Below are 25,243 nucleotides of genomic sequence, written 5' to 3'. Positions count from 1 at the left end.
ATCGGGGACAGCTAACCCTTAACGGAGCCTAGCAAGACACCTTTGACAAAATACTTTTGCAGGAATGGGTAGATGCACAAAATTGGGAAGACGGTGATAACCAGAAGCGCCATCCGTAACGATTCGGGCGTTGAACCGGCTGGATTCACGCTAATCGTTTGGCCTCCTTGCTGAGCTGCGCGCTGCATCGAATTCGAGAGCGCTTCTGCTTCAGTCAGCATTTGCTGCAGCAGCGTTTGAACTGGAACTAGGTTTTTGTTGGATACGTAGTAAGCCCCAGCAAACCAATCGTTCCAATGTGCGACACCAATGAACAAGCTTATTGTTGCTAGAACTGGACCAGATAAGGGCAGGATAATTTTCAAGAAAATCGTGAAATCGCCATATCCGTCAATGCGTGCCGACTCGTCCAGCTCTTCCGGTATCCCCTGCAGGAACGTCCGGATGATGACGATATGCATGAAGTTGAATAACATCGGAATGATATACACCCAGAAAGTGTTGATCAGATGCAGCTTTTGCAGCGTGATGAAGTAAGGAATGAAACCCGCGCTGAAAATCGTAGGTAAAAAGATATAGAAAGTGAAAAATGTTCTTCCAGGCAGTGTTTTCTTTGCCAATGCGTAAGCCATAAGGGTACACAATAAGACGTGTAAAAAAGTACCGAGAATCGTGCGCAACAGTGTAATTTTGTAAGCTTGCCAGATACGAGGATTGTGGAACACTTGCGCGTAGTTATCTAATGTAAACTGCCGAGGCCAGAAATATAGCGCACCCTGCATGGAGTCATTTCCATCGTTTAGTGAGTACACGAGAATGTAAATGAACGGGTAGATCATCGAGAAACCGATCAGCGCCAGGATGATATAATTTAGTGTGCTGAACAAGGAAAAATCGCGCTTCATCTCATCACTTCCTTAGCGTCTTCGTAAGTAAACGTTCTTCGTAAGCATTTGCTTTTAAAAAAGGGACACGTCGCTGTATTTCTTAGCAATTCGGTTGACAACAAGAATCATCACCAGACCTATAATGCTTTGGAACAACCCAACAGCAGCCGCATAGCTTAGTCGACCTCCGCTAATACCGGAAGTGATGACATGCACGTCGAGGACGCTGCCAATTCGGGCTGTTGCCGGCCCATTCAAGAGAAGCAGCTGTTCGTACCCGGCGCTCATTAAGCCACCGACGGAGAGAATAAAGAGGATCACGGCAATGTTGCGAATGCCGGGGAGCGTGACGTGCCACATTTGCCGAAAACGATTTGCGCCGTCAATCTTCGCCGCTTCGTACAATTGCTGATCAATCCCGGCTATTGCCGCCATATAGATGATCGAGTTCCATCCAATATTTTTCCAAACATCGGACCCCAATATCATGGGATAAAACCATGTCGTGTTGTAAAGGAATTGAATGCGCTCCAAGCCAAGTGAGGCAAGCAGGTCATTCAGCGGTCCTCCGTACGGAGTTAGAAGGCGCTGCATCAGCGTCACGACTACAACCCATGATACGAAGTATGGTAAATAGGAAAGGGTCTGGACTACTTTTTTGAATTTCACTCTGCGAACTTCATTCAAAAGAATCGCGAGAATAATCGGCATCGGGAAACCGATGAGAAGCTTTGACAGACTGATCACAATGGTGTTACGTATGAGCTCTGTTGCTTGATAATAATCGAAGAATTGGCGAAAGTATTTCAAGCCTGCCCAAGGACTTCCTGAGAAGCCGCCGGTGAACGTAAAATTACGAAACGCCACTTGAATGCCGTATAGAGGAACGTAAGAAAAAATAAAGAACCAAATGATGCCTGGCAGCATGAATAAGTAAAATACTTTATGCTGCCAAATGCGTTTCCATAGCAAACGCTTGAATGACATCGGTTTTCGAGGCTGAACTTGCGTCATAGAATTTGTCAATGATTCCATTGTAAGCGTTTTACCTCCTTATTGGACTTGCTCATAGGTTCCATTTGATATATTTATTATATCAGTGCTGGAAACCCACTCGAAAGTCCAAAAATTTATGATCAGGTATCACTTTCTTTGGAATTGTCATATTTGTTTGATTATCACGTCATCTTGAGCCGTTCCCTGAATTGGGTGGGTGTCATCGCATAGTAATCTTTGAATACCTTTGTAAAATAGCGGTAACTCTGGTATCCGACCTCATCACCAACTTGAGCTACGGTTAAGGCCGTTCGTTCAAGCAGTTCCAAGCTCTTCTCCATTCGAAGGCGAACGAGAAAATCTACGAAGTTATAACCCTTCTCTTGCTTAAATAAGGTGCTGAAATAAGAAGCGCTGATGCCCACATATTCAGCAACCTCCTGAAGAGAAATATCCCTAGACAGCTTGATCTTCATGTATTCTATGCCTTTGGAGACCGGCGATAGGGAAAGGGCTTCGATGGCAATCGATTGCAGCATAAATTGAATCAACTCTTTCGCCTTCTCGGTAAGCTCAACATACGTTTCCTGACAACGGATTTCCTCTATAAACATTTCCATGACTTCGCTCGTCACTGGAAGAGACTTAACTTCCCTAAGCTGGCGAAACAGATTAACGAGCATCTCGCCTACGATGAAACGTATGGCATCCTCCGATTCGCCGCTGCTGCACAAATTCCGCAGAAAATCATTAAAGAGTCCATAACCGCCCTGCTCGTCACCTTGCTTAAAGGCGATGATGAGTCTCTTTTCAAGCTCAGTCGGGTAGAAGCCCTCGTTTTGTCCTTGCGGTGATGGCTGAAATTGATTGACAGACCCTTTACCCGAGAAAAATTTATGCCTGAGCGCCTTGAACGCTTGATCATATGCCTCGGGAACATTGGAAATACCCTGGAACTGTTGACTGCATCCTACTGAAAGTTGAACGTTAAATAACCGCAAATATTTGTTTAAGCTCTCTTGGAACGCATGACCCGCAAGAAGTCCTTTGTTATCGATCTCTCTTTCTGATCCGGCTTCAAGGAGGAAAACGTAACGGTTCGGAGGCATCAGCACAGAATCTACCGCTCCGTAATTGTGAGAGATTTCATCCAAAATATTATGAACGATGAAGCGGCATAGTTTCTGGTCTTCATCGTTATAATTATCGGTGAACTTGAAGTAATCATCGAATTCCGCGACAAGCATAAGAAAGGTGCCATTCAAGATGTCTAATTGAGCGTCAAATCGATTGAATAACCGCTCTGGAGAGATCAGGTTGTCTTTACGCGTCAGCCAGCGCTCATAGATTTGCGCTTTTTCCAGCAATGCCTTCTCCTTCTGCAGTTGATTAGCATATTGGATTTTCGTCGACTGCAAATGACGCTCATCCAGTCTACGCGCGATTGTTTCGAATACTTCTGTTAATTGCTCTTTGGTCACAGGCTTCAGCAAGTAATCGCGCACGCCTAGCTTAATGGCCTGCTGTGCATAATCAAATTCCCCGAAACCGCTCAGAATGACAATTTCCACAGGCTCACCCGGCAGTGATCGGATGCGCTCCGTTAGTTCTAGACCATCCATGTAGGGCATTCGGATATCGGTCATCACCACGTCCACTTCAGGACGTTCCTTCAGGATTTCCCAAGCTTGCTGCCCATCCTCCACAATCGCAATGACTTCAAAACCATTTTGCTCCCAATTAATAACCTTAGTGAACCACTTGCGAGTTGATAATTCGTCCTCAACAATCAGCAGCTTATACATGTTCAACCCCCTCAAGCACTGGCAGCGTTAATACAACTTCCGTTCCATTCCCCGGTTCGGACTTAATTGACAAGCCATACTCACTGCCGAAATACATCCGAATTCGACTGTTCACGTTGTACAAACCGATGCCCTTGCTGGGCGAATGTTCGCTTAGCAAAGTTTCTGCTTGAGCCTTCATCATCCCCACGCCATTGTCACGAACGGTCACGATGACAGCCTGCTCCGTAAGCTCGCCTATCACGGTCACATAGCCTCCCGCCATTCCCTTCAACCCATGCTGGATCGCATTTTCTAGGAGAGGCTGAAGAATGATTTTCAAGGTATAGAGACTTGGAATCTGCGGATCTATTTGCCATTCGATCGTATGTCGAGCACCGAAACGGATTTCTAGTATTTTCAAATAACATTTGGCGTGATCAATTTCTTGTTCGAAACGGATGGTGTTACTTCCCTTGGATACCGATATTCGAAAGAGGTCCGCTAGGGCGACAACCATGCCAATGGCCGTCTGCTTCTCGTCCATGTCAATCTCGTTCTTGATTGCATCCAGTGTATTGTAAAGGAAATGAGGATTAATTTGAGCTTGCAAAAAATTGAGCTCCATTTCCCTTCTTTCCAGTTTTTCGACATAGTTTTGGTGAATGAGGTCTCGTAAATTATCGAGCATGTTATCAAAATTACGATCTAGTTCATCGATCTCATCGCCTTTAACATGGACTCTGCGGCTCGTAGAGAGCACCCCCCTGCCAACCCGAGATACTTTGGCGTGAAGACGCCTGATCCCGCGGGTCAGTTGACGGGTTATAAGCAAGGTCAAAAAAGAAAAAATAATCATACAAATGATACTGACTGTCAAAATGGTTTGCCGAATTTCATTCACTTTGGATTGAATGGACGCTTTGGGCACAAGCAGGTACATCGTCCAGTCAACATTCTGGAGCTTGCGGTACCACATGACATAGTCGGTTCCCTGAATTTGAAGGTTCAACTCGGATTCGGAGCTTCGATCCTCACTCGTCTGTTCGACGATTTCCTGTGGAAGCGGTTTGCCAAGTTGATCGGTGTCAGGGTTAAACATGATGGTTCCTTTACTATCTGCGATGATTAGGCTTCCGCTTGCGTCAGCTTTGTTGCCCATCGTTTCCTGCACATACGTCACGGAAGGGATCTGGATCGTTAGCTTTATGTAGCCAATTTTCTTAAACTCTCCGATGCTGTAAATCGGCCGCACCAGCGCATAATAATATTTACCGTCATATTGTTCTAGTATCCAAAACTTCGAGTCCGGTATCTCATTCAAGCCGAGAACCCTTCGAAGCCTATTCTCTGGAAAAAGATATACGCCATCGGACATGACGTCAGGAGATGTGGAGAAAAATTCGATGCTTTCGACATCGGTCGCCTGATAGGCTTGGATAAACCGGACCGCACGGGAGATTTCCCGGTTCATGATAATAACGCCTTTTTCCCGGTATACATCGGGTTCCGAAAGTACGTTTTGAACGGACTCCGACACCGTTAAATTGTCAAGAATGCTTTCGTAGAATCGGATATTGTAATAAATGCCGTTGTTGGATTGAACTAATATCTTTTGATAAGAATCAGATACGTACCGGATAATGAGGTCTGACATTTGATTAAGGAAGTAATTCGTTAACCCTACAATCGGAAGTAGAATGGTCACCAAATATACGATCATTAATTTTTTGTGCAGCTTCATGCATGTCTGTCCCCCTTAGTTTAAGTAAGTAAGCATAACTGTCTCTTCATTTCCCTAAGGGGACAGACTTTTCCTTTATGGTAATAATTAATAATGGATTATTGTGGAATACGCACTGTCACATTATCGATCTGTACAGTCGCGTTATCGTCGTACCAAACACGGAACTGATAGGCATGCCCCAGTACGAAATCAGCCTCCATAAGAATGGACTGATACGTATCAGCGGCATTGAAATCACTGCGCAGCACGGCTTTTTCGCCAGTTACTTTGTTGCCTGTTCCGTCATAGATGTCGAGATTCAGCACCCGCTCGGAACCGCCTGCCGGATTGTCGATCTTTATGCGGAAGTCGACCTTAAGGCTTCCGGAAGGGAGATCCGCTACCCCGGGGCCATGCAGCATATGACCTGCCGCATGTTCCTGCGGATTCGCATACCAACCATCTGCGGCTTCAGCTCCCGTATTATGGCCAAAGTCACGCTCCGCTTCGAATATACGGCTCGTATAGTTCGCCGATACATGAATCGGAATCTGCGCTTCAAGGCCGTTATATGCCGCCTTCACGATGGCATCTCCGCCTTGAAGCACCTGCAGAGCGCCTCCGGCACCGATAGTGACCGCAGCCTCACCTTGCGCAACGGTCCATGTCCCATCTACCGTCAGATTAACGTCCGGCTTGCCTTGCTCGCTCGCTTTCCCCCACAGCTGTAGCTGCTTTTGCCCTGCATCGGTTCCGAAGACCAACGAAGACACGCTTGAACCGCCGAATTTAAAATAAAGCGATTGCGTATTCGGCTTCGTTATTTCTGGCATATCCAGTCTCACGTGGTCAACTTTGACGTTCGCCTTATCTTCGAAGTGCACACGGAATTCATAGGTGCTGCCAAGTGAAAAGTCGACGTCCTCCAAACTTATATCCATGTACTGATCTTGTACGGCAAAATCCCGTAACTTCAACTCTTTTGAAGCAATAATTTGATCAGCACTCGCATTATTAATATCAATGATAGCAACGGTATCCTCAGACCCAGTCGCACCCGAAGCCTTCATGCGGAAAGTGACATCATGCACGCCTGATGGTAAATCGGCCACATAAGGTCCATATAACATATGGCCAGTTCCGTGCTGTTCGGTGTTAGCCAACCAGCCGTCCCCGTCAAGCGCCCCTGTGTTATGCCCGAAATCGTTCTCGGCTTCATAGAGTCGCTGTGCTAAATTACGGTTCATCACGACGGTGACTCGATCGATTTTAACCTTGGCGTTGCCATCATACCAAGCTCTAAACTGATAAGAATGACCAGCAATAAAGTCAGCCTCAAGTGTCGCATTATGGTACGTGTCGGCGCTTTGGAACTCGGAGCGATGCACGGCTTTCTCAGCTACCACCGCTCCAGCTGTATCATCATAGATATCCAGATTCAGCACACGATCATTATCGCCAGTTACACGGTCAATCATGGTTTTGAATTTGATTTGGTTGCGGCCTGCAGGAATGTCTGAGGCACCTGGTCCGAAGAGCATATGTCCAGCCGCATGCTCCTGCGGATTAGCTGACCAGCCATCACCATCCAACTTCCCTGTGTTATGACCAAAGTCGGTTTCCGCTTCATACACCTTGTTGGCTACTTCTGTATCCTCTTTAGCGACGTTATTTTGAATTAGCTTCACCATTTTCTCAGGTGTTACGACTTGAACATCGCCTTGAAGTTGATCGATAACAGCCTTTACTTCATCCATGGAGGAAGACCATGCATGAACGAGAACAAGCGAGTAGCCTGCGGCACTCTTCGGATTTCTAGGCGCCGCATTGATATGCTGGGCAACTGAGTTCACGTCGCTTCCAGCGATACCATGCCATAGCATTTCACGCGGGGTGACAATAGGCTTATTGTTAGACCACTTTATGGCCCCGTTTAATGCTTTATGGTTACTGTATTCCAAATAAATGACGCCATCGATATTCGGCTGAGCCGTATACTTATCCCAGATCGCCTTCTTGTTAAAAGCATTAAAATCAATAACTTCAACAAGTGATAAATCAGCTTTGCCCATATAAGTGTTTAACCTATTGAGATGTTTATCGAGTTCCTGCTCCGGGTACATAGACGGATACATATATCCGCCGCCTGACGGACCAACGACAAAATTATCTTTCGTTGTACCATCCGTGTAAAAACGTTCCAGAACGGTCGGGGCCAAATCCATCATGCTGGGAGAAACAGCCCAACCCATATCGAAATCCCCACGGTTTGGGTTTCCGAACCAAGGCTTGCCCTTCTCGGCCAAATCGTTCAGCATCCATTGAATATTATCGCCATCAGACATGACGAATGAAACATAATGCACCTGATCCTGAACTGCAGGCTGCGACTGATCCTTCTGTTTGAGCTCCTTGATGTTAAAGCTGCTTAACACTGACAAATTATAGGCATGATCTGCCGGCAGCGTATATACACCGGCTGACGAACTCGGACGTATGAAAGCGTCTTCACCTTTTGACGCATCTCCCCAGCCTAAAATGACAGCATCTGGCTCCGCGTCCGCAACGACGGATTGTCGGAACGCGCTGTTCCCATCATAAAAGGTGAAAGCGTTAGCCATTACAGCGTAATCTCGTAGTTTGCCGCCCATACCGGACGCCAATTCTTCACTTGTCTCCCCTTTTTGCTCGATCAAGGTGCGATGGTTGAGCTGGTTCCAGTAGTTTTGCTTGACCCAAGCTTCATCCTTCGTTGAGAGATCCATCACTTGCTTATAGCTTTTGGCTTGTTTGACATCGCCTTTTTCAATTAAGACGGATTGCTTCAAATGGGCTAGTGAAGTTGCTGCATTGATGGAGCTGTTCCCCTTTTCCCATAGTAAATAGCCGTCGAACTGCTTCTTGAATTCCTTCACAAGCTTCCAAGGATCACGGATAAATTCCGTTTTCACCCCGTATTTTAGGATCAAATTGTCCAACCATATCTTGTAATTCCCGGAGTCGGGCAGTATGTAAATTTGATTGGAGGACTTATTAGCGAGTATCCCTTGCAGCGAAGCGATCATGACACTTTCCGTTTCCGACATATCGCTCAAACGGATCACGTAAAGCTTTTTGGCTTTAACAGCAGCTTTTACGTAGTTTGCATCGAATTGCGGCGAACCGCTTTGAGAAAGCGTTGTTTCATCATCAGACTCTGATTCATTAGCTGCGGCGGTAGGAGACACAGATGTTCCTAAAAGTGATATGACAATAGAAAAGCATACAAATAAGATGAATAAACTGGTTTTTCTCATTACAAACCTCCTCATATTATGAATGTATGACTGGATTGACTGTCATTTGAATTATACAATATATTATTAACATATTCTACATGTCATTTAGATCATTTAAACCTTCTACTAAACTCCTAGAAAGACTTGTAGATTGGGCCTCAGCTCCTATGCAATCGATGGTTACCCATTAACGCAAAAAAAACCAAGCCAGGTTCCGCGCAGCATCCCTGACTCAGCTTATTCCATTCATCCAAATTGTATTTACATCTGTCATTTTGTTTCGGGTACCTGAATCAAATCAGATGAATTCAACATCTCAATGATTCTGCTGGCCGGCACCGGTTTGCTGATGAGGAACCCTTGAATCTGATCGCACCGGTAGGTTTGGAGAATACGAAGCTGCTCCGGCAGCTCAACTCCCTCCGCCACTACGGTTAGCTGAAGCCGGTGAGCCATTTCGATTAACGACGATACGACTACTTGGCTTCTAATGTTATCTGCCAGTTGATCGATCAACGTTTTATCAATCTTCATACATTGTATGGGGAGTTGACATACATATTTCATTGAAGAGTAGCCTGCTCCAAAGTCGTCAATGGAAATCAAAAAACCCAGATTACGCAATTCGAGCAATGTGTTGATCACTTCTTCAAAGTTTTCGATCGCAAAACTTTCCGTCACTTCCAGCTCGAAATGGCAAGGATCGACCTCTTCTTCTGCGAACACACCGCGAATTCGCTCAACAAAGTTTGGCTGCAGCAATTGGACGCCTGAAATATTAATGGCAACGATAAGAGGCATGTTCACCGCTTGCTTTCGCCATGTGATGAATTGCCGGCATGCCGACCGCATGATCCACTCACCTATCTCATTAATGATTCCGGAATACTCAGCAATGGGAATAAATTCATAAGGAGATACATGTCCCAGTTGTCTGTTCGTCCACCTGAGCAGCGCTTCCACCCCAACAATTTGATTCCGTGCCAAATCCAATTTTGGCTGGTAATGAAGAGTAAGCTCGTCGTTGTCAATCGCACATTTCAAGTATTGCTCTAGCAGCATTCTTCTGGTTCGAATCGCTTCAATCGATTCCGAATACAAGCGGTAATTATTTTTGCCGGATTCTTTGACATCCAGCATAGCCACATCGGAATGATGAAGCAAGCTTTCCGAATCCTTTCCATGATCAGGATACAGGCTTATTCCGATACTGGCTGAAATCGTGGCACGATAGCCTTCTATATCGTAGGGCACATTAATCGCCTCTTTGATAAACTTTGCCATGTGTTCAATTTGGTTGTGGTCGTGTACGTTATGGGAAATGATACAAAACTCGTCTCCCCCCAATCGAGAAAGGAATTCACCCTCCTTTATACAAAGCCGTAGTCTCCCGGCAACCTCAATCAGCAGCAAGTCTCCCGTATGATGACCCATCGTATCGTTGACCAACTTAAATCGATCCAAGTCGATGAAGATTACGGCAAAGCGGCATGGAAGCTGACCATGTTTAATGATTTTCTCCAGATATTCGAAAAAAGCTTTTCGATTGGTGAGTCCGGTCAAATTATCATGATCCGCTTGATATTGAATTTCGTCTTGCGATTGCTCGAGCGACGTCATCATGTGGTTAAACGACTTCTCGAGCTGGGTAATCTCGTCTTTGCCGGATTCCTGAATACGAATCGAAAAATCTTGATTTGTTTTGATCACATTCATCCCATTGATCGTGCGGTTCAATCTAGCAAATATCGTTCGCTCAAGGACACAACTAATGATGAAAAAGAATACCAACCCGGAAAGCCCGAAATAGAACAAGTAAAATAAGATACTTTTCTGGGCTTCCTTATATAATGCTCTCGGCTTCACGAACTTCAGGAGAACGGCCGGTTTATTATTGACGTCTGTTAGCAGTGAGAAGCCTGTGATTGTAGTTTTATCGGACTCGGTCCAAAAAGGTATGGCTCTGTTTCTGGAAACGGTTACAGTTGTAGCTTGAACAGGAGCTGCAAAAGATGGATCCACAATAGATATACTTAAAGGCAAGTCCGTTTTTTTGGAAATATACTGAACATAATTCGAGTCTAAGAAACGCGCGAAAACCAAGGTTCCGTGAACGGGTCCTTCGTTGTTGCTCGTTAAAATTGGGTATGAGGTAGCGATCAGCGGCTGATTGTCAACAATCAGCAACCCCATCTTCCGGGAAGAAGCGTCCGATTGTTCTAAGAAAGAAGCATACTCTGTCTGTAAGCTATGGATGAATGCACTCGGATAGGCGAGAGGCTGGTTTTGGCCATAATCGTAAGCTTTTCCGAAGTAAACTTGCTTTCGGTTGTTCATCAGAAGAGTTATATTAAGACGACTTGACATAAACAAAGAATCGGTATAATTGACCGTGAGGTAAGGATCGTTATTAGCAGGAATCGTCGGTCTTACGATAAAGTTGTATGTATCGTCCCAGCCCGCATAATTAATCGCAATGGCACCGAGATTCATATACTCATCAAAATACGAGAGAAGGTTTTGCTTCACGTTTTCACGCAAACTTTCAAGCTCCATCTGCTCATAATTGCGCAAAAGTGCTCTCTCTGAAATAAAGTATAGAAGTGAAAGCATGCAAAGCGTGGTCATCCCTACGTAGATGATGATTTTCCGGCGAAGCGACATGGCAACATCAACCTCCAATGATGAATTTCTTTCTGCAATAGTCCTTAGATTGAATAGCTGCCTATTATCTCCATTCAAAAAAACCACATCAATTTCAGAGAGATGTGGTTTTCTTTTTCGGTAACTGGCTGGCGTGGCGCTTTGTATTTATCTAATTTGATTATAATGGACTATAAATAACAACACAATAAGTAGTTCTTAAGTATTATTAAATTGAACTATCATTCAGCGGTTCCTAAATCAACGAAAATAAGCTAAGTCAAAGTGGTTATAACCATCCATGACTTAGCTTTTTCAATTAACTGTGTATGATTAGAGGCACAACTTTCCCTTCATTTACATCAATTAACCCATAATCCGTTATTTTCAGTGCAGGACTAACCGGTAAAGAATGAGTGCTGATGGACATGATCGGATTATAATGACGGTAGCCCAAAGATTCCATGGCCTTGCGCAGCTGCTCAACTTCCTTGGCGACTTGTTCCAAAGGAACTTCTGTTAAAATACCGCCGACAGGAAGCTCAAGATTAGCGATCACTTTTCCGTTCTCAACAACGCTAAAGCCCCCTTGATTCTTAATGACCTCATTAGCAGCGATCATCATATCGACGGGATTGTGCCCGACAACAAGCATGTTATGGTTATCGTGGGAATAAGTCGTTGCTATCGCTCCTCGCTTGATCGTATCACCGCCGATTAAACCATAAGCGCGATTCCCGTTTATCCCGTAGCGTTCAAACGTAGCAATGAGCCCATAGCCGCTTTCCTGCCAGTTAAGCTTCCCTTGACGAACTTCAACATCAACCTGATGCTCCTCTGTAAACGTGGAGCCATCCTTTACCATCATTGCTCGGCAAGCATACCGGCCATCAGCTACCTCAGTGTTCACTGAGAAATCCGCTTCTGTTAACGGCGACATATGAACGCTTTGATAGTAGTGTGCTGGAAAGGCGGGTGCATGGACGGTAGGCTTGTAAGGCTCGCGAACATCATAGACCTTGCGCCCATGTTTGTATACTTGGTCGATTGTCATCTGCTCTAGATTGGATATCAGTTGAAAATCGCTAATTTTACCAGGCGCTATTACGCCGCGATCATACATCCGCATTCTTTTGGCCGGAGAAAGCGTGCTGGCATAAATCGCCTGCTCAGGCTTCATGCCCATCCCGATCGCTTTACGAACGAGGTGATTCAAGTGTCCCCGACGCTCGAAGGAATCGGCCATCACATCATCAGTTACAAAACAAAAATGCTCGGATACCTCATGCTCCATCAAATAAGCCAGCACTTCAGGCGTCATCGATTTTTCTTGAATTTCAATAAACATTCCCGCAGCGATCCGAGCTTCCATGCCCTCGATCGATTGATGTGTATGATCAGAATCTACCCCGCTATAGATCATTCGATGCAAATCTAGATCTAATAGTTTCGGGACATGTCCTTCAATAATGAGATGAGGATAATGGCTGCGGATATGGTTTAAGATGTGGTTCGTTTTGCAATCAGGATCCGTAATGACGTCTACGTAGTTCATGATTTCGCCTAAACAAATGATGCGTTCTGTACGAAGCAGCTCATCCAAATCCTCGATTTCAATCGCGCCTCCGGTCGTTTCCATCGAAGTGGCAGGAACTGAACTCGGGATGGCGTAGAACATGTCCGCCACACAATGCTGGCTAGCTTTAATGAATTCCTTCACCCCATCAAGTCCAAAGACATTGGCGATCTCATGAGGTTCTGGAACGATGGTTGTAACGCCGTTGCGAATGAGTCCGTAGGAGAACGTCTCCGGCGTGACCATCGTGCTTTCGATATGCAGATGGATATCAATGAGGCCGGGAATCATATAGCGTCCTTGACCGTCCAAGTGCTCAGCCGCTTCGAAGCTATCGGCAGCCCGTTCCCCGATATATAGAAACCTTCCATCCAAGATCGCTGCATTGCCTTGAATGAATGTTTTAAAATAACTATTATAAATTCGTACATTCTCAATCAGTAAATCTACACGCATCTGCCTTCGCCTCCAAGTACATTACTCAACTAGAACTAATTTCTCGCTAGGAAAAAGAAGCCGGACCTCCTGACCATTCAAGTAAGGAAGCTCCATTTCTTTATTCACTGTGAAATTCCCCAGCTCCGTCTCGACAACGTATTGATAGCTTCTTCCAAGGAAGGTGCTGACCTTGACAAGACCTGTCAATCGATTCGTTCCTGCCTCGATTTCATCAGGCATTCCAATCACGACATCATCCGGACGAATAGCCCCTTGCATACCCAGCTGCTCTCCTTTGCTGGCATGCTTCGTAACGGCGAACATATAGTCTTTCACCCTTAACGCAATCTCTTCGTTGCCATCAAACCTTGAATCGAAAGTAATAAAATTCGTAAAGCCAATAAACCGAGCCACAAACTCCGTTTTTGGATATTTAAATATCGCCGCTGGTGCGCCAAGCTGTTCTATGATGCCTTTATTCATAATCGCAACTTGATCGGAGATGGAGAAGCACTCTTCCTGATCATGCGATACGTAGACCGTAGTAATACCAAGCTCCTGCTGGATGCGGCGGATCTCGACCCGCATGTTAATGCGCAGATTAGCATCCAAGTTGCTTAGCGGTTCGTCGAAGAGCAGCAGTTCCGGCTCGATCACAAGCGCCCGAGCAATAGCGACCCGCTGTCTTTGGCCGCCTGAGAGCTCCTTCGGAAAGCGCTTTTCGAAGCCGGACAGGCTTACGATATCAAGGATGTTCCGGACCCGCCGATCGATCTCTGCCCCGCTCACTTTCCGAAGGCGCAGACCGAATGCTACATTATCATAAATGGATAAGTGTGGAAACAAAGCATAGCTCTGAAACACGAATCCGAAGTTCCGTTTGTTGACGGGAACGTGCGTATAATCTTTTCCGTTTAGTGAAAATTTGCCCGCCCTTGCCTCTATAAATCCCGCGATTAGCCGCAAAGTCGTCGTTTTCCCGCATCCACTTGGACCGAGCAGCGAAATCAGACTTCCTTTTTCAACACTTAGGTTGAAGTCCTGCAGAATATATTGCTGGTCATAGGCAACCGAAATATTTTCCAGTGATAGCAATGCCATGGATGAAAGCCTCCGTTATCGTTTGGTGAAATAGGATAAACCCATCAACCGTTCAATGATGAACATAAGTACGGCAGTGAAGAGCATGAGTAAGACAGAAATAGCGGCAATTGTAGGGTCAAAATGATTCTCCACATACGTCAGCATTTGTATTGGCAGTGTACTGACTCCAGGACCCGTCATAAAGACCGAAATGTCGACATTATTAAATGATTCTAAAAATGCAATAAGAATGGCTGCGATAATACCGGATTTGATGTTCGGTAGGACTACTTTGAAAAAGGTTTTAAGCTGACCGGCGCCAAGACTTAACGCAGCTTCCTCAATAGCGAAATCAAAATTCGATAAACTTGATGCAATGACGCGGATAATAAAAGGAAGCATAATCACGGTATGTCCAATCAGCAAAGCTGCATAGATTGGCAGGTGATAGGTGACGATAAGGTACTTAAGCATCGTAAACCCAAGTACGATACCTGGAATAAGCACGGGGGAAATAAAAATCGCATTAAGCGCCCCTTTGCCCTTAAACTCAAATCGGCTTAACGCATAAGCCGCTGGGATACCAAGCAGCAATGCAAACAAATTACCAATCATCGATACGATAACAGAGGTACCCGCGGTCGTCATGAACATCTTGACTTCCAAAATGTTGCGGTACCATTTCAACGAGAATCCTGTCGGTGGGAATTTCAATACACTCCCCGGCTCAAATGAAGCAAATGCAATAATGACGAGCGGCCCGAGCAAGAATATATAGACAAGTAGTGTAAATAAGGCCAGTCCTCGATTCTTCTCCCGCATACTTCTACCCCTTCGGATTTAATTTAGTAGCCAGTTTGTTCATAAGCGCGATAACCACGAAAGTGATCACGATCATAATCACGGCAATGACGGAGGCGAGATACCAATCGTTCAGAGTAATCGCATTCTGATAGAGGAATGTGGAAATGACCCGCTGCTTGCCTCCGAGCAAAGCCGGTGTCGTATAAGCTGTCAAGCTTCCGACAAAAACAAGGATACTGCCTATAATTAATCCGGGTACACTAAGCGGCACGATGATCTTGACGAAAGCCGTAAATCGGTTAGCTCCCAAGCTCTCCGCCGCTTTGATCAGATCCGGATCTATATTCTCAAGAACACCGACCAACGTAATAATGATGAGCGGAAGAAATAAATGGAGCAAACCAATCATCATCGCAGCTGGCGTATACAAAATATCGAGTGGCTCTTGGATGATACCAATCGCCATCAAGGCATTGTTGAGCAGCCCTTTTTTACCTAAAATAATCATCCAGCTGAACGACCTGACAACCGAGCTCGTAAGCAGCGGGAAAATAGCTAATGCCAGTAAGACCGCTTTTTGTCTCGGACTCTGTTTGGAGATAAAGTAAGCCACAGGAAATCCAAGCAATATGCAAAATAGAGTGGTTACCAAGCTGACACGCAGCGTCGTCCATACGATTTTGAGAAAATAAGGGTCTTTAAAGAAATTTAAATACCCTCCAAGCGTAAATGTCCCTTTATCGAAAAAGGTTGAACCTATCGTGAGAAGGATCGGTACCACCATGAAAATCATCAGGAACAGTAGTCCCGGTAGCAATAATAAGAATAAGAACTTTTTTTTCATGTAGCTTTACTCCTGTTCCTGGGTTCGCTAGGCACGCAGCGCGTTTATAAAAAGCTGGAGGAATTCGTCAGCCGATACCTCCGTACACACATGAACATTAGCCTCTTTAGTTAAGCGGTTCTGGAAATCGCATACGGTTTGTCCGTCACACAGCTCGCTGCGGGTTTCGACATCAACGTAATAATGACGTGTCTTGACCAACTGTTTATTCAGAGCCACTCCGACTGCAAGCGGATCATGAAGCGCACAGGCCCGAACTCCGTTACGTTCATAATAACGCTTCATATAATTCGCGGTGCTTTCCTGAACATAGCGAGCTATGGGGGAATCTCCGAGCTCACGGATATGTTCATCGGTCAGCAGCGCTTTACGCGTCACATCCAACCCTACAAGGGTTAAGGATGGAAAACCCGCCTGGAAAACGATCTTCGCGGCTTCCGGATCGACATACATATTGTACTCCGCCGTGGGTGTTACATTGCCGAAGCCTTGAACGACGCCCCCCATCACAATCACTTCCTTGACCTGATGAATCAAATCAGGATGCTTCATAACCGCCAAAGCCAGATTCGTTAGCGGAGCTGTCATGACTAAAGTGATTTCTCCAACGTGACTCCGCACTTGATCCACGATAAAATCGGAGGCATGTCCAGCAGTCATCTGCATAAGAACCGGCATATCGCTTAAAGCGCCGCCAAGCCCGTCATTGCCGTGGACATGATGCTCAAAGTGAGAAGCTCGCATCAAAGGCTTGTCTGCCCCTTTAACGACAGGAATCTTATCTTCCATCCCAAGCAGTTGGAGGATCTTACATGTATTCTTGGTCGCTTGGTCCAGAGAAACGTTGCCATTCACGGTTGTAATTCCGAGCACATCCATCTCTCCGCTGCGGACGGCCAACAGAATACCTAGCGCATCATCCACACCCGTGTCTACATCTAGGATGACCTTCTTTTTCATGACTAAGCCCCCTTTAAGTCCTATTGAAGAAATCAAGGGTATATCCGCATATACCCTTGATTGATTTTAATTATTGAGCAACTTCCTTGTTAAAGCGGGCAATCCATGCTTTAAGATTCTGATTGACGAATTTCATATCCAATTTACGAAGTTTACTTACAACGTCAGCGCCATAGGTAATCCCCGTAGCTTCTTCTGGCGAAAGCTGAAGTGTCGTGTTTACAGGTGAATCCACTTTCGCTTTCGCTGATTTCTCCTGTACTTCCTTGCTCAAATGCCAGTTGATGAAATCCTCAGCCAGCTGCTTATTTTTACTTCCTTTAATCACGTTGACCGTGTTCATAACGGCGTAAGCCCCTTCTTGCGGGGAGACGAACTTCGTTTCTGGCACAGCCGCTTTCAAATCCTTCACATACATTTCCATGATAGGCCCCGCTGCAATTTCCCCTTGCGAGAACATGTTAACGAATTCGGAGGTTTGGCCGTAGTATTTAACGACTCCTTTATTCACTTCCTTAACCTTTGCGAAAGCTTGATCCTCATTAAACGTCGTGTTACCAGCGACAACAGATGCTGCATCCAAGACCATTGGGCCTGTTGTTGATGTGATGTTAGGAAGTGTCAGCTTCTTGGAAAGCTCAGGACTCCAGAGGTCGCTCCATGACTTGATCTCTTTGGTGGTTGCTTTCGGATTGTAGGCAATACCCAGTCGACCTACTGTGTAGGCTGGACCGTAATCTTCGCCCAGAGGCGCCTTGGCCAAATCATAGATGTCTTTCAAATTCGGAATACGACTGCGGTCGATCTTATCGAAAAGTCCTGCTTCAATGCCTTGTTGTGCGTAATAGTCGGATAAATAAATGAGATCCACACTCGAGCTGCCTTGTTTCACTTTGTTCAAACGTTCTGCGTTATTGCCTATTTCCAGAACGATCTTAGCATTATGCTCTTTCTCAAATGGCGCGTACACTTCTTTCTTAAAGAAATCATCCGCAAAACCCCAGGTGGAAATGATTAAAGTTGTAGGTTCCCCTTTAGATGCCGCTGTGGCAGCTGCTGTGGGTGCTGTTGTAGCTCCACTTGTATTGCCCTGGTCCTTCGCTGTGCCGCAACCTGTTAAGGCTAGTCCTACTACAGATAAAGAAATTAAACTGCGTACCATTTTTTGTCTCATCATTCATCGTCCTCCCAAGTTTTATCATGTATGATTTTAATGCGTGAATCCCCTGTTAAATTTTCACTAGTATTCTTCGTGACCCCAGAAATATGCGCGTTTTGCCTTAAATCCAGCTATACAAAAAAAAAGAAAAGTACCCTTGATAGAAAGAAGCTTCTAATCAAGAGCACTTTTCATTGTAAACAATGTAAAGTGACATCCATTGGTATACATGTGGTTTCCTCTTAAGATAAATCAAAAGAGAACACCGCCCGACAAAACTATTCGGTTTGTTTAAGAATAATGTTCGTTATTGCCCATTGCGTCGGCGGATCATAGTCCCTTAATACCGCATCCATGGATAAGCCAAGTTCTTGCTCCAGCCTGTCCCGGATTCTCTTCTTGTATATAGAGGACATATAAAAATCGACTTCGTGTTTGAGCGTTGGCGCCTCGCCTTCCAATGCGGTTGAACGCGGAGAACGGCGATGCTTGGCATGAAAAGTAATAATGTTCTGATCAATGGAAACCTTCAGCAGTGTTGTGCCAAACCCGAACAACTCTTTGGAGATTTCGTTATAGAGGTGACACAGCTTCTTCTTGTATTCATTAGAATCTAGTTGTGGCATGGAATCACCTTCAAGATCAATTATCAATCCTTATGCATGTAAATCTAACTTAATAATACATAGGATTTCAGAATTAATCAAGAGAATCGTTCGTCTTTCTCACTGAAATCGGGCATAATTTACCTACATCACATCTAAATGATCCAATTTCCCGAATGTCTTACAAATTTTGCTTGATATTAGTGACGAATACACGTTAAAAAATCTCGGGCAGCATAAATCTAACTTGGTTAACACAATCAAGGGCTGCTTAAAGATCACCTTTAATACTAGTACTTTATTCCTACTAAAAAGAGTGCTATAATTTAACAAATGAATAGTAATTCTTCTGCTATACGATAAGAGCAAAGCTAATGAAAATTAGTGACGCAAAGCTAAAGGAGCTAAGGCGAAATACTTCGCTATGCTTGCCAGTTACCGAAGGAAGGGACATATCTACAACTCCCCTTATTCTTCTAATAAGGGGAGTTTTCCTTATGTAACGAATTATGGCAGCCATCTATTACAGTAAAAAGCTAGGTAGAAAGTCCCCCTGAAAGGTGATAATTAAAATGGCGAGACTAATGGTTGTAGATGATTCTATCTTTATGCGATTGATGATTAAGAACATCCTCTTAGAATTAGGGCATGAAATTGTAGCCGAAGCCTCGAATGGACTTGAGGCAATCTCTCTTTTTTTACAGCATTCACCTGACATGATTACGTTGGATATAACAATGCCCGAGATGGATGGAATTACTGCATTAAAGGAAATAAAAAGTTACAACAACGATTCAAAGATAATAATGGTATCGGCAATGGGGCAACAATCCTTTGTTATTGAAGCCATTACCCTTGGCGCAAGAGATTTTATTGTGAAGCCTTTTGATAAAGAGAGGGTAGCAGAAGCTGTAAAAAAGGTACTGAATACGTGAATGCCCACAGAGCTCTCCACCTAATGCCTCTCCAATCCACTTTTCAGACCCACGCATTAGAAAAAAACCTTAGCAAATCACAAAACTGAAACAGTTAGGCGGAATTTCCCATGCATTTACGATCTAAAGAAAGAGTAATCACATATTTTAGCCGTGATTATGTATTTCGATACGGATTCATTCTAACTCTACTAATGATGACGGTTTTACATGTATTTATTTTTCCAGAGTTTGATATATATGCTTTCTATCTTCTATCTGTTATATTCTTGGGCATCGGATTTTCGAAAAAACCGCTGGTCTTTCTAATCATTCTTTGTACTATGGTAGTTTTGTTGAGGTCCTATGTAGAATTCAAACAATTCCCTCCGATGGATTCTTTCATTTCTCTCTGGTGTGTGTATGTGATCATGACCCTTATTGCGGCAAGGATGGAAAATAATTATCAGAACAAGAGAAAAGTCACTTTTGACTTGATCTCAGCTCTAACGAAATCCTTAGATTCCAGAGATACATACACAGCGAGACATTCTGAGAAAGTAGCTAGTTATGCTTTAAAAATCGCTAAAGAGATGAAACTTTCAAGCGAGCAATGTGATGCCATTTATGTTGGCGGATTACTTCATGATATAGGTAAAATCGGTGTACCCGAATATATACTTTCAAATACAGGACGATTATCGGATGAGGATTTCAAAGTTATTCAAAAACACCCGGTCATCGGCTATGAAACAATTAAACATATAACTGAATTCAACAAAAACGGAATATTGGATATTGTTCTATATCATCATGAAAAATATGATGGAACAGGGTACCCACAAGGTTTAAAAGGCGAAGAAATCCCTTTATACGCTCGCATCATGGCTATTGCAGATTCTTATGATGCCATGACATCTACACGTGTTTATAGGGAACCTCTGAATAAAGAATTAGCTATTAACGAAATAAGCAAAAATAGAGGTTTACATTTCGATTCACATATAGCTGATCTCTTTATAGGGATATTAAATAGGGAAAAATAAGATTGGTGCAATCCTAAAAAATGGGCTGTTTCAATATGAAAACCAGAATTTGCTGAGGGGGAACGTCGATGTGCTATTTGGACGAAAACCCCCAGAAATCATGAGGAAGAGGAACGTCGATGCGTTATTTCGCTGTTTTTTGCCTCCGGATCATTCATTTTGATCAAATAACGCACTAACGTTCCGCTAAATAAAGTTCGGGTGACTTTCCTTTGGAGTCGAAGAAAACAAAAAAATGAGAAGGCATAACCTTGCCTTCTCATTTTTTTGTTTTCTGTGCTCCTAACTGAATTCATTTACATTTGAGACAGTATCTTTTATAAATTTAATCCAAATCTCTTTAATTCAACAAAAATACGTTCCAATCTCTTTCCTTTTTCCGTTAACGTATATTCAACACGAGGGGGAACTTCGGGAAACACTTTCCTTTCCAATACCCCGTGTTCCTCTAGTACCTTAAGACGGAGCGAGAGCGTTTTTGGACTAATGCCATCCATTGATTTCAACAAGTCGCTGAATCGCAGTGTACCTTCGATAAGAAGGTCCCGAATGATTAAAAAGGTCCATTTAGTCCCAATCACGTCAAGTGTTTTGGCAATGGGACAAGGCACGCCTGGTGTTCCTTTGCTCAGTACGATCGGTTCAATAGCATTCATATAAATATCCTCCATAAAAAAAATACTTCTGATTTACCCCATTATATCACAAAAGTAACTTTTCGGAAATTATATGAAATTAATATCACTACTTCCCTAAATGAATTAACTGCATCTATAATAGCGAAGAACCAATTGTTTAATTCCTATAAAAAATTGAAATATCTTGGTTAAGCAATTGAGAACCTTTGGAGGAGAAGAGTGAAGATGAAAAACATACTGATTATTAATGGTCACCAGCGATATGGTTCATCATCTGGGAAACTAAATCAAACTTTGATGGATAGCATGGTGAGATTGCTAGAAGAAAAGAACACTATCCAAACAACCATTATTCAAAACGGATATTCAATCGAAGCAGAACAACAAAAATTTCTCTGGGCTGATATGATCATTTACCAAACACCCATCTACTGGTTCAGTGTTCCTGGGTTATTTAAAACATATATGGACGAAGTCTATGCTTACGGATTATTTTTCAAGGGTGCCGATCAATACGGGAGTGGCGGATTATTAACCGGCAAAAAATATATGCTTTCAACGACTTGGAATGCTCCTAAACAAGCATTTAACGATCCAACTCAGTTTTTTAAAGGGAATAACTTAGAAGAAGCAATAAGTCACTTGCATCGCGTACAGGAATTTCTCGGAATGCAGCCTCTAAAGAGCTTCGCTTGTTATGATGTCGTCAAAAATCCGAACGTTGATAAATTTGTATCCGAACTTGATGTACATCTAAAAGAGGTATTGAATTTTTAATACATACAAAATCAGGAGGAATAACCATGTTGCAAAATCAAAAAGTAGTGATTATCGGTGGAAGTTCTGGAATTGGTTTAGAAGCAGCTAAACAAGTCATAGCGCTTGGAGCAGATGTGATCATTGCCAGCCGTTCCGAAGATAAATTGCAGAAGGCCAAAGTGGAGCTGGGATCTCGAGCTGCGGCTTACACGCTGGATACGACACAAGAACAACAAGTTCAATCTTTCTTTGAAACCGTCGGCCAGTTCGATCATCTTGTAGTGAGTGCAGCGGAAACATCTGGCGGGTCATTCCTCCAAACGGATACAGTCCAAGCCCGGAAGTTGTTCGAAAATAAATTCTGGGGCCAATACTATGCCGCAAAATACGGTGCACCGAAGATTTCAGCGAACGGATCAATCACCTTATTCTCTGGCGTCGTTGCCTACAAATCGATGGTTGGTTCTGCTACACTTGGCGCAGTCAATGCAGCAGTGGCAAACCTAGGCCAAACCTTAGCGCTGGAGCTTGCTCCCATTCGAGTGAATATCATTTCACCCGGTATTATTGATACGCCTTCACGCAGTAAAATGACTGAAGAAGCGCGCAATGATTTTTATGCAACGGTTGCGAGCAAGCTCCCTGTGAAACGAGTGGGCACAGCGGAAGATGTCGCACAAAGCGTACTTTACTTGATCCAAAACGGTTTCGTGACCGGGACGGTTCTTCACGTTGAGGGTGGACATATTTTGACTTAAGGATACAAGGCGTCGATGCTTTTCTTGGGAATGATCAATGGATTCAATGTTTTGAAGGACAAGGCATGCTGCTCTACCCCGGGGTCCCTCACCGTTATTATCCTGTTCTTGAGCCATGGACTGTTCAATGGGTTGAGTTTAACGGCAATTTTGCCGAATCTCTCCTTCGCTCTTTGCATTTCCATGAATCCATCGTGCTTTACATTTCTAAACCTGAGATTTTACAAGCAAGAATCAATGAAATTAATCATCTATACAGCCTTCGGAAATATTTATCGAGCTATGATGGCTCCCAGCTGCTTTATGGCTTACTATTGGAATTATTTCGATATACATCCACATCGGACAACCGCTCCAATCATGATCAATATGAACACTTAAAACCGGTTATTGACTATATTGCCAATCATTTTGACAAGCCCATCACCCTTCAGGATTTAGCAAACCAATTAGCGGTAACCCCGCATTATACATGTGTTTTATTTCAACAAACGTTAGGCACAAGGCCATTCGAGTACATCAATCGTTTCCGTATCTAAAAAGCCAAAGAGTTCCTTCAGCAATTTCCGGATTTGGCGGTTAAATTTATTTCCGAGAAGGTCGGTTTTGAAAGTCCGAGTTATTTTATTAAACTATTTAAAAAAAGCGAGGGAATTACGCCAAACACCTTTAGAAAAACGCACTCCATCAAGTCATAAATAATAAACAGCAAAAAAAGCGTATCCTGCCATCATCATGGCACTATACGCTTTTTGCTATTTGTCTACGAAATCGTTTAATACAGATGATACTGCTGTTTCATCTGTGCGAATTCCCGACTTTCGTCCCGAAATTGTTCCAACAACACCGAAACCTCTAACGGATCTTCACGGTACAACTTATCCCCGCACAATAAATCAATAAAAGGCCTGGACCCCTCTTTAAGAGGCGGCAGGAAAGAAAACTGTTCATAGTTACGCTTAATGGTATACATCAGTGTGATGGCTGTTTCCAATGGCCGAATCGCTCGGGTATCCAACGCATGAAGCTGCACGCCGCTGCATGACTCTCCCTGAAATTTGGAAAATGTCGGCTTAAAATAGACCGGACGGAAAATGACTCCAGGCAGTTTCTTACTGTTCATGTCATCCGCTAGTTGTTGAGCGTCGATGAACGGGGCACCTACGATTTCAAAAGGAACTGTGGTTCCTCTTCCTTCCGACATATTGGTGCCTTCAAATATACAGGTTCCTGGATACAACAATGCCGTGTCAAACCGGGGAATGCCCAAAGAGGGCATCACCCAGTGCCGACCGGTATCAGCGAACTGCATTTTCCGCTCCCAGCCCTCAGCACGTATCACATGCAGATCACAATGCCAGTTCATTTGATCATTAGCCATAGTGGCCACCTCACCTGCAGTTAGACCGTAACGCACACAAAGCGGATAATTACCAACAAAAGATTGATAGTCCTGCTTTAAAATGTTACCTTCTACCGTCACCCCATCGAGTGGGTTGATCCGGTCCAAAATGACAAATGGCTTGCCTGCTTTCGCACAATCTTCCAGAGCATACAGCATCGTATAAATAAACGTATAGTATCGTGTGCCCACATCCTGAATATCATAGACGACCATATCTACCTCATTCAGCATTTCCTGACTCATGCGCTTGGAATCCTTACGGTACAAGCTATACACCGGTACCTGTGTGATCGGGTCCAGATACGTTTCTACCAGGGCGCCTGCAGCTTGATCTCCACGCACACCATGTTCTGGTGAAAACAGGGCTGTGAGATTGAAATTCTCATGCAAAATTTGAATGGTGGAAACGAAGTCATTGGTTAAGCCGGTAGGGGTTGTAATTAGTCCCAATCGTTTCCCCTTGAATAAATGAGTATACTGCCCAATGCAATCGATACCGTTTCTGATCATAACTGCCTCCTACTTTTTGTTTGATAAAAGAAAAACGGATTATGCCGTCCTAGATGAGTGTGTTATGCATAGTTGATGCCGAGCAAATTTTGACGCGCGCGAATCCTGGGTACGCGTTGTAGCACCGCGCATGGCGGTGGTCAACCCCACTTTTCGCCCAAGACATCTTACTCCTCCCTGAAATGTTGTACGTTGTACAACAATAGACAAGCGAATCCACGAAATCCACGCGAATGCTGCAGAAAATACAACAATTTTAACCAACAGTAACCTTTTAGCATGAAATATGGCTAGATTGTTGTACACCGTACAACATCTTCAGCTTATCCTGAAGAAACTGAGGAAATTGTTGTATGAAGTACAACTTGCCTACCTATTTCCTAGCTACTAACCCCAAGCTCCTATTTACTACTTACTACTTACTACTTAC

The 25,243-nt window shown here is 44.0% G+C and carries 20 protein-coding genes, 1 pseudogene and 1 riboswitch; of the genes and pseudogenes, 6 read left to right on the top strand and 15 right to left on the bottom strand.

Annotation, left to right across the window (positions count from 1 at the left end):
* Window positions 1-11: 11 nt before the first annotated feature.
* The 13 genes from AC58U0_RS11290 to AC58U0_RS11230 all read right to left on the bottom strand — a co-directional run bounded on the left by AC58U0_RS11290 (window position 12) and on the right by AC58U0_RS11230 (window position 18,804).
* Window positions 12-905 carry a carbohydrate ABC transporter permease gene (locus tag AC58U0_RS11290; RefSeq protein ID WP_047671958.1) on the bottom strand — a complete coding sequence of 298 codons (894 nt, stop codon included), beginning with the start codon at window positions 903-905 and terminating at the stop codon, window positions 12-14.
* Window positions 906-959: 54 nt separating this feature from the next.
* Window positions 960-1,922 carry an ABC transporter permease gene (locus AC58U0_RS11285; RefSeq protein ID WP_235549353.1) on the bottom strand — a complete coding sequence of 321 codons (963 nt, stop codon included), beginning with the start codon at window positions 1,920-1,922 and terminating at the stop codon, window positions 960-962.
* Window positions 1,923-2,065: 143 nt separating this feature from the next.
* Window positions 2,066-3,688: a response regulator gene (locus AC58U0_RS11280; protein WP_497379087.1), complete on the bottom strand. Its 1,623-nt coding sequence runs from the start codon at window positions 3,686-3,688 to the stop codon at window positions 2,066-2,068.
* Window positions 3,681-5,411: a sensor histidine kinase gene (locus tag AC58U0_RS11275; protein ID WP_497379086.1), complete on the bottom strand. Its 1,731-nt coding sequence runs from the start codon at window positions 5,409-5,411 to the stop codon at window positions 3,681-3,683. Before AC58U0_RS11275 ends, AC58U0_RS11280 begins: the two co-directional genes overlap by 8 nt.
* 98 nt (window positions 5,412-5,509) lie before the next feature.
* Window positions 5,510-8,689, bottom strand: a complete 3,180-nt coding sequence (locus AC58U0_RS11270) for a GxGYxYP domain-containing protein (protein ID WP_497379085.1) — start codon at window positions 8,687-8,689, stop codon at window positions 5,510-5,512.
* Between the two features lie 252 nt (window positions 8,690-8,941).
* Window positions 8,942-11,335, bottom strand: coding sequence for an EAL domain-containing protein (locus AC58U0_RS11265; RefSeq protein ID WP_497379084.1), 2,394 nt, complete (start codon window positions 11,333-11,335; stop codon window positions 8,942-8,944).
* A gap of 298 nt (window positions 11,336-11,633) precedes the next feature.
* Complete coding sequence (locus AC58U0_RS11260; RefSeq protein ID WP_497379083.1) at window positions 11,634-13,346, bottom strand: adenine deaminase C-terminal domain-containing protein; 1,713 nt, start codon at window positions 13,344-13,346, stop codon at window positions 11,634-11,636.
* 21 nt (window positions 13,347-13,367) lie between these two features.
* Complete coding sequence (locus AC58U0_RS11255; RefSeq protein WP_497379082.1) at window positions 13,368-14,429, bottom strand: ABC transporter ATP-binding protein; 1,062 nt, start codon at window positions 14,427-14,429, stop codon at window positions 13,368-13,370.
* Window positions 14,430-14,444: 15 nt separating this feature from the next.
* A complete protein-coding gene (locus AC58U0_RS11250; RefSeq protein ID WP_057305465.1) occupies window positions 14,445-15,233 on the bottom strand; it encodes an ABC transporter permease in 789 nt (262 codons plus the stop codon).
* 4 nt (window positions 15,234-15,237) lie between these two features.
* Window positions 15,238-16,059, bottom strand: coding sequence for an ABC transporter permease (locus tag AC58U0_RS11245; protein ID WP_497379081.1), 822 nt, complete (start codon window positions 16,057-16,059; stop codon window positions 15,238-15,240).
* A 27-nt stretch (window positions 16,060-16,086) separates the two neighbouring features.
* On the bottom strand, window positions 16,087-17,019 hold the full coding sequence (locus tag AC58U0_RS11240) for a nucleoside hydrolase (protein ID WP_497379080.1): 933 nt from the start codon (window positions 17,017-17,019) through the stop codon (window positions 16,087-16,089).
* 70 nt (window positions 17,020-17,089) lie between these two features.
* Window positions 17,090-18,196: an ABC transporter substrate-binding protein gene (locus tag AC58U0_RS11235; RefSeq protein ID WP_497379079.1), complete on the bottom strand. Its 1,107-nt coding sequence runs from the start codon at window positions 18,194-18,196 to the stop codon at window positions 17,090-17,092.
* Between the two features lie 260 nt (window positions 18,197-18,456).
* On the bottom strand, window positions 18,457-18,804 hold the full coding sequence (locus AC58U0_RS11230; RefSeq protein ID WP_057306268.1) for a hypothetical protein: 348 nt from the start codon (window positions 18,802-18,804) through the stop codon (window positions 18,457-18,459).
* 333 nt (window positions 18,805-19,137) lie between these two features.
* Window positions 19,138-19,226: riboswitch (cyclic di-GMP riboswitch) on the top strand.
* A 129-nt stretch (window positions 19,227-19,355) separates the two neighbouring features.
* Here AC58U0_RS11230 and AC58U0_RS11225 point away from each other — a divergent pair.
* The gene (locus AC58U0_RS11225; RefSeq protein WP_497379078.1) at window positions 19,356-19,718 is read left to right on the top strand and encodes a response regulator; all 363 of its coding nucleotides are present in this window, start codon (window positions 19,356-19,358) and stop codon (window positions 19,716-19,718) included.
* A gap of 110 nt (window positions 19,719-19,828) precedes the next feature.
* Window positions 19,829-20,743: an HD-GYP domain-containing protein gene (locus AC58U0_RS11220; RefSeq protein ID WP_497379077.1), complete on the top strand. Its 915-nt coding sequence runs from the start codon at window positions 19,829-19,831 to the stop codon at window positions 20,741-20,743.
* Between the two features lie 317 nt (window positions 20,744-21,060).
* Here the strand turns inward: AC58U0_RS11220 and AC58U0_RS11215 are convergent, their stop codons facing one another.
* Window positions 21,061-21,399, bottom strand: a complete 339-nt coding sequence (locus AC58U0_RS11215) for a winged helix-turn-helix transcriptional regulator (protein ID WP_057305472.1) — start codon at window positions 21,397-21,399, stop codon at window positions 21,061-21,063.
* Between the two features lie 207 nt (window positions 21,400-21,606).
* Between AC58U0_RS11215 and AC58U0_RS11210 the strand changes: the two genes are divergently transcribed.
* From AC58U0_RS11210 to AC58U0_RS11195, 4 genes and pseudogenes are all read left to right on the top strand, one after another.
* Window positions 21,607-22,158: an NAD(P)H-dependent oxidoreductase gene (locus AC58U0_RS11210; protein ID WP_497379076.1), complete on the top strand. Its 552-nt coding sequence runs from the start codon at window positions 21,607-21,609 to the stop codon at window positions 22,156-22,158.
* On the top strand, window positions 22,158-22,898 hold the full coding sequence (locus AC58U0_RS11205; protein ID WP_497379176.1) for an SDR family oxidoreductase: 741 nt from the start codon (window positions 22,158-22,160) through the stop codon (window positions 22,896-22,898). Before AC58U0_RS11210 ends, AC58U0_RS11205 begins: the two co-directional genes overlap by 1 nt.
* A 2-nt stretch (window positions 22,899-22,900) precedes the next feature.
* On the top strand, window positions 22,901-23,437 hold the full coding sequence (locus tag AC58U0_RS11200) for an AraC family ligand binding domain-containing protein (protein WP_497379175.1): 537 nt from the start codon (window positions 22,901-22,903) through the stop codon (window positions 23,435-23,437).
* 12 nt (window positions 23,438-23,449) lie between these two features.
* Window positions 23,450-23,596, top strand: a pseudogene (locus AC58U0_RS11195) (helix-turn-helix domain-containing protein); the annotation flags it as partial.
* A gap of 77 nt (window positions 23,597-23,673) precedes the next feature.
* On the opposite strand, the gene AC58U0_RS11190 reads toward AC58U0_RS11195, so the two are convergent.
* The gene (locus AC58U0_RS11190; protein ID WP_497379075.1) at window positions 23,674-24,813 is read right to left on the bottom strand and encodes an exo-beta-N-acetylmuramidase NamZ family protein; all 1,140 of its coding nucleotides are present in this window, start codon (window positions 24,811-24,813) and stop codon (window positions 23,674-23,676) included.
* Between the last annotated feature and the right edge of the window lie 430 nt (window positions 24,814-25,243).

This window comes from Paenibacillus sp. J31P190, assembly GCF_059692075.1.
Note: the sequence above shows the minus strand (reverse complement) of the source record. Positions and strands in the feature narration are given on the sequence as shown.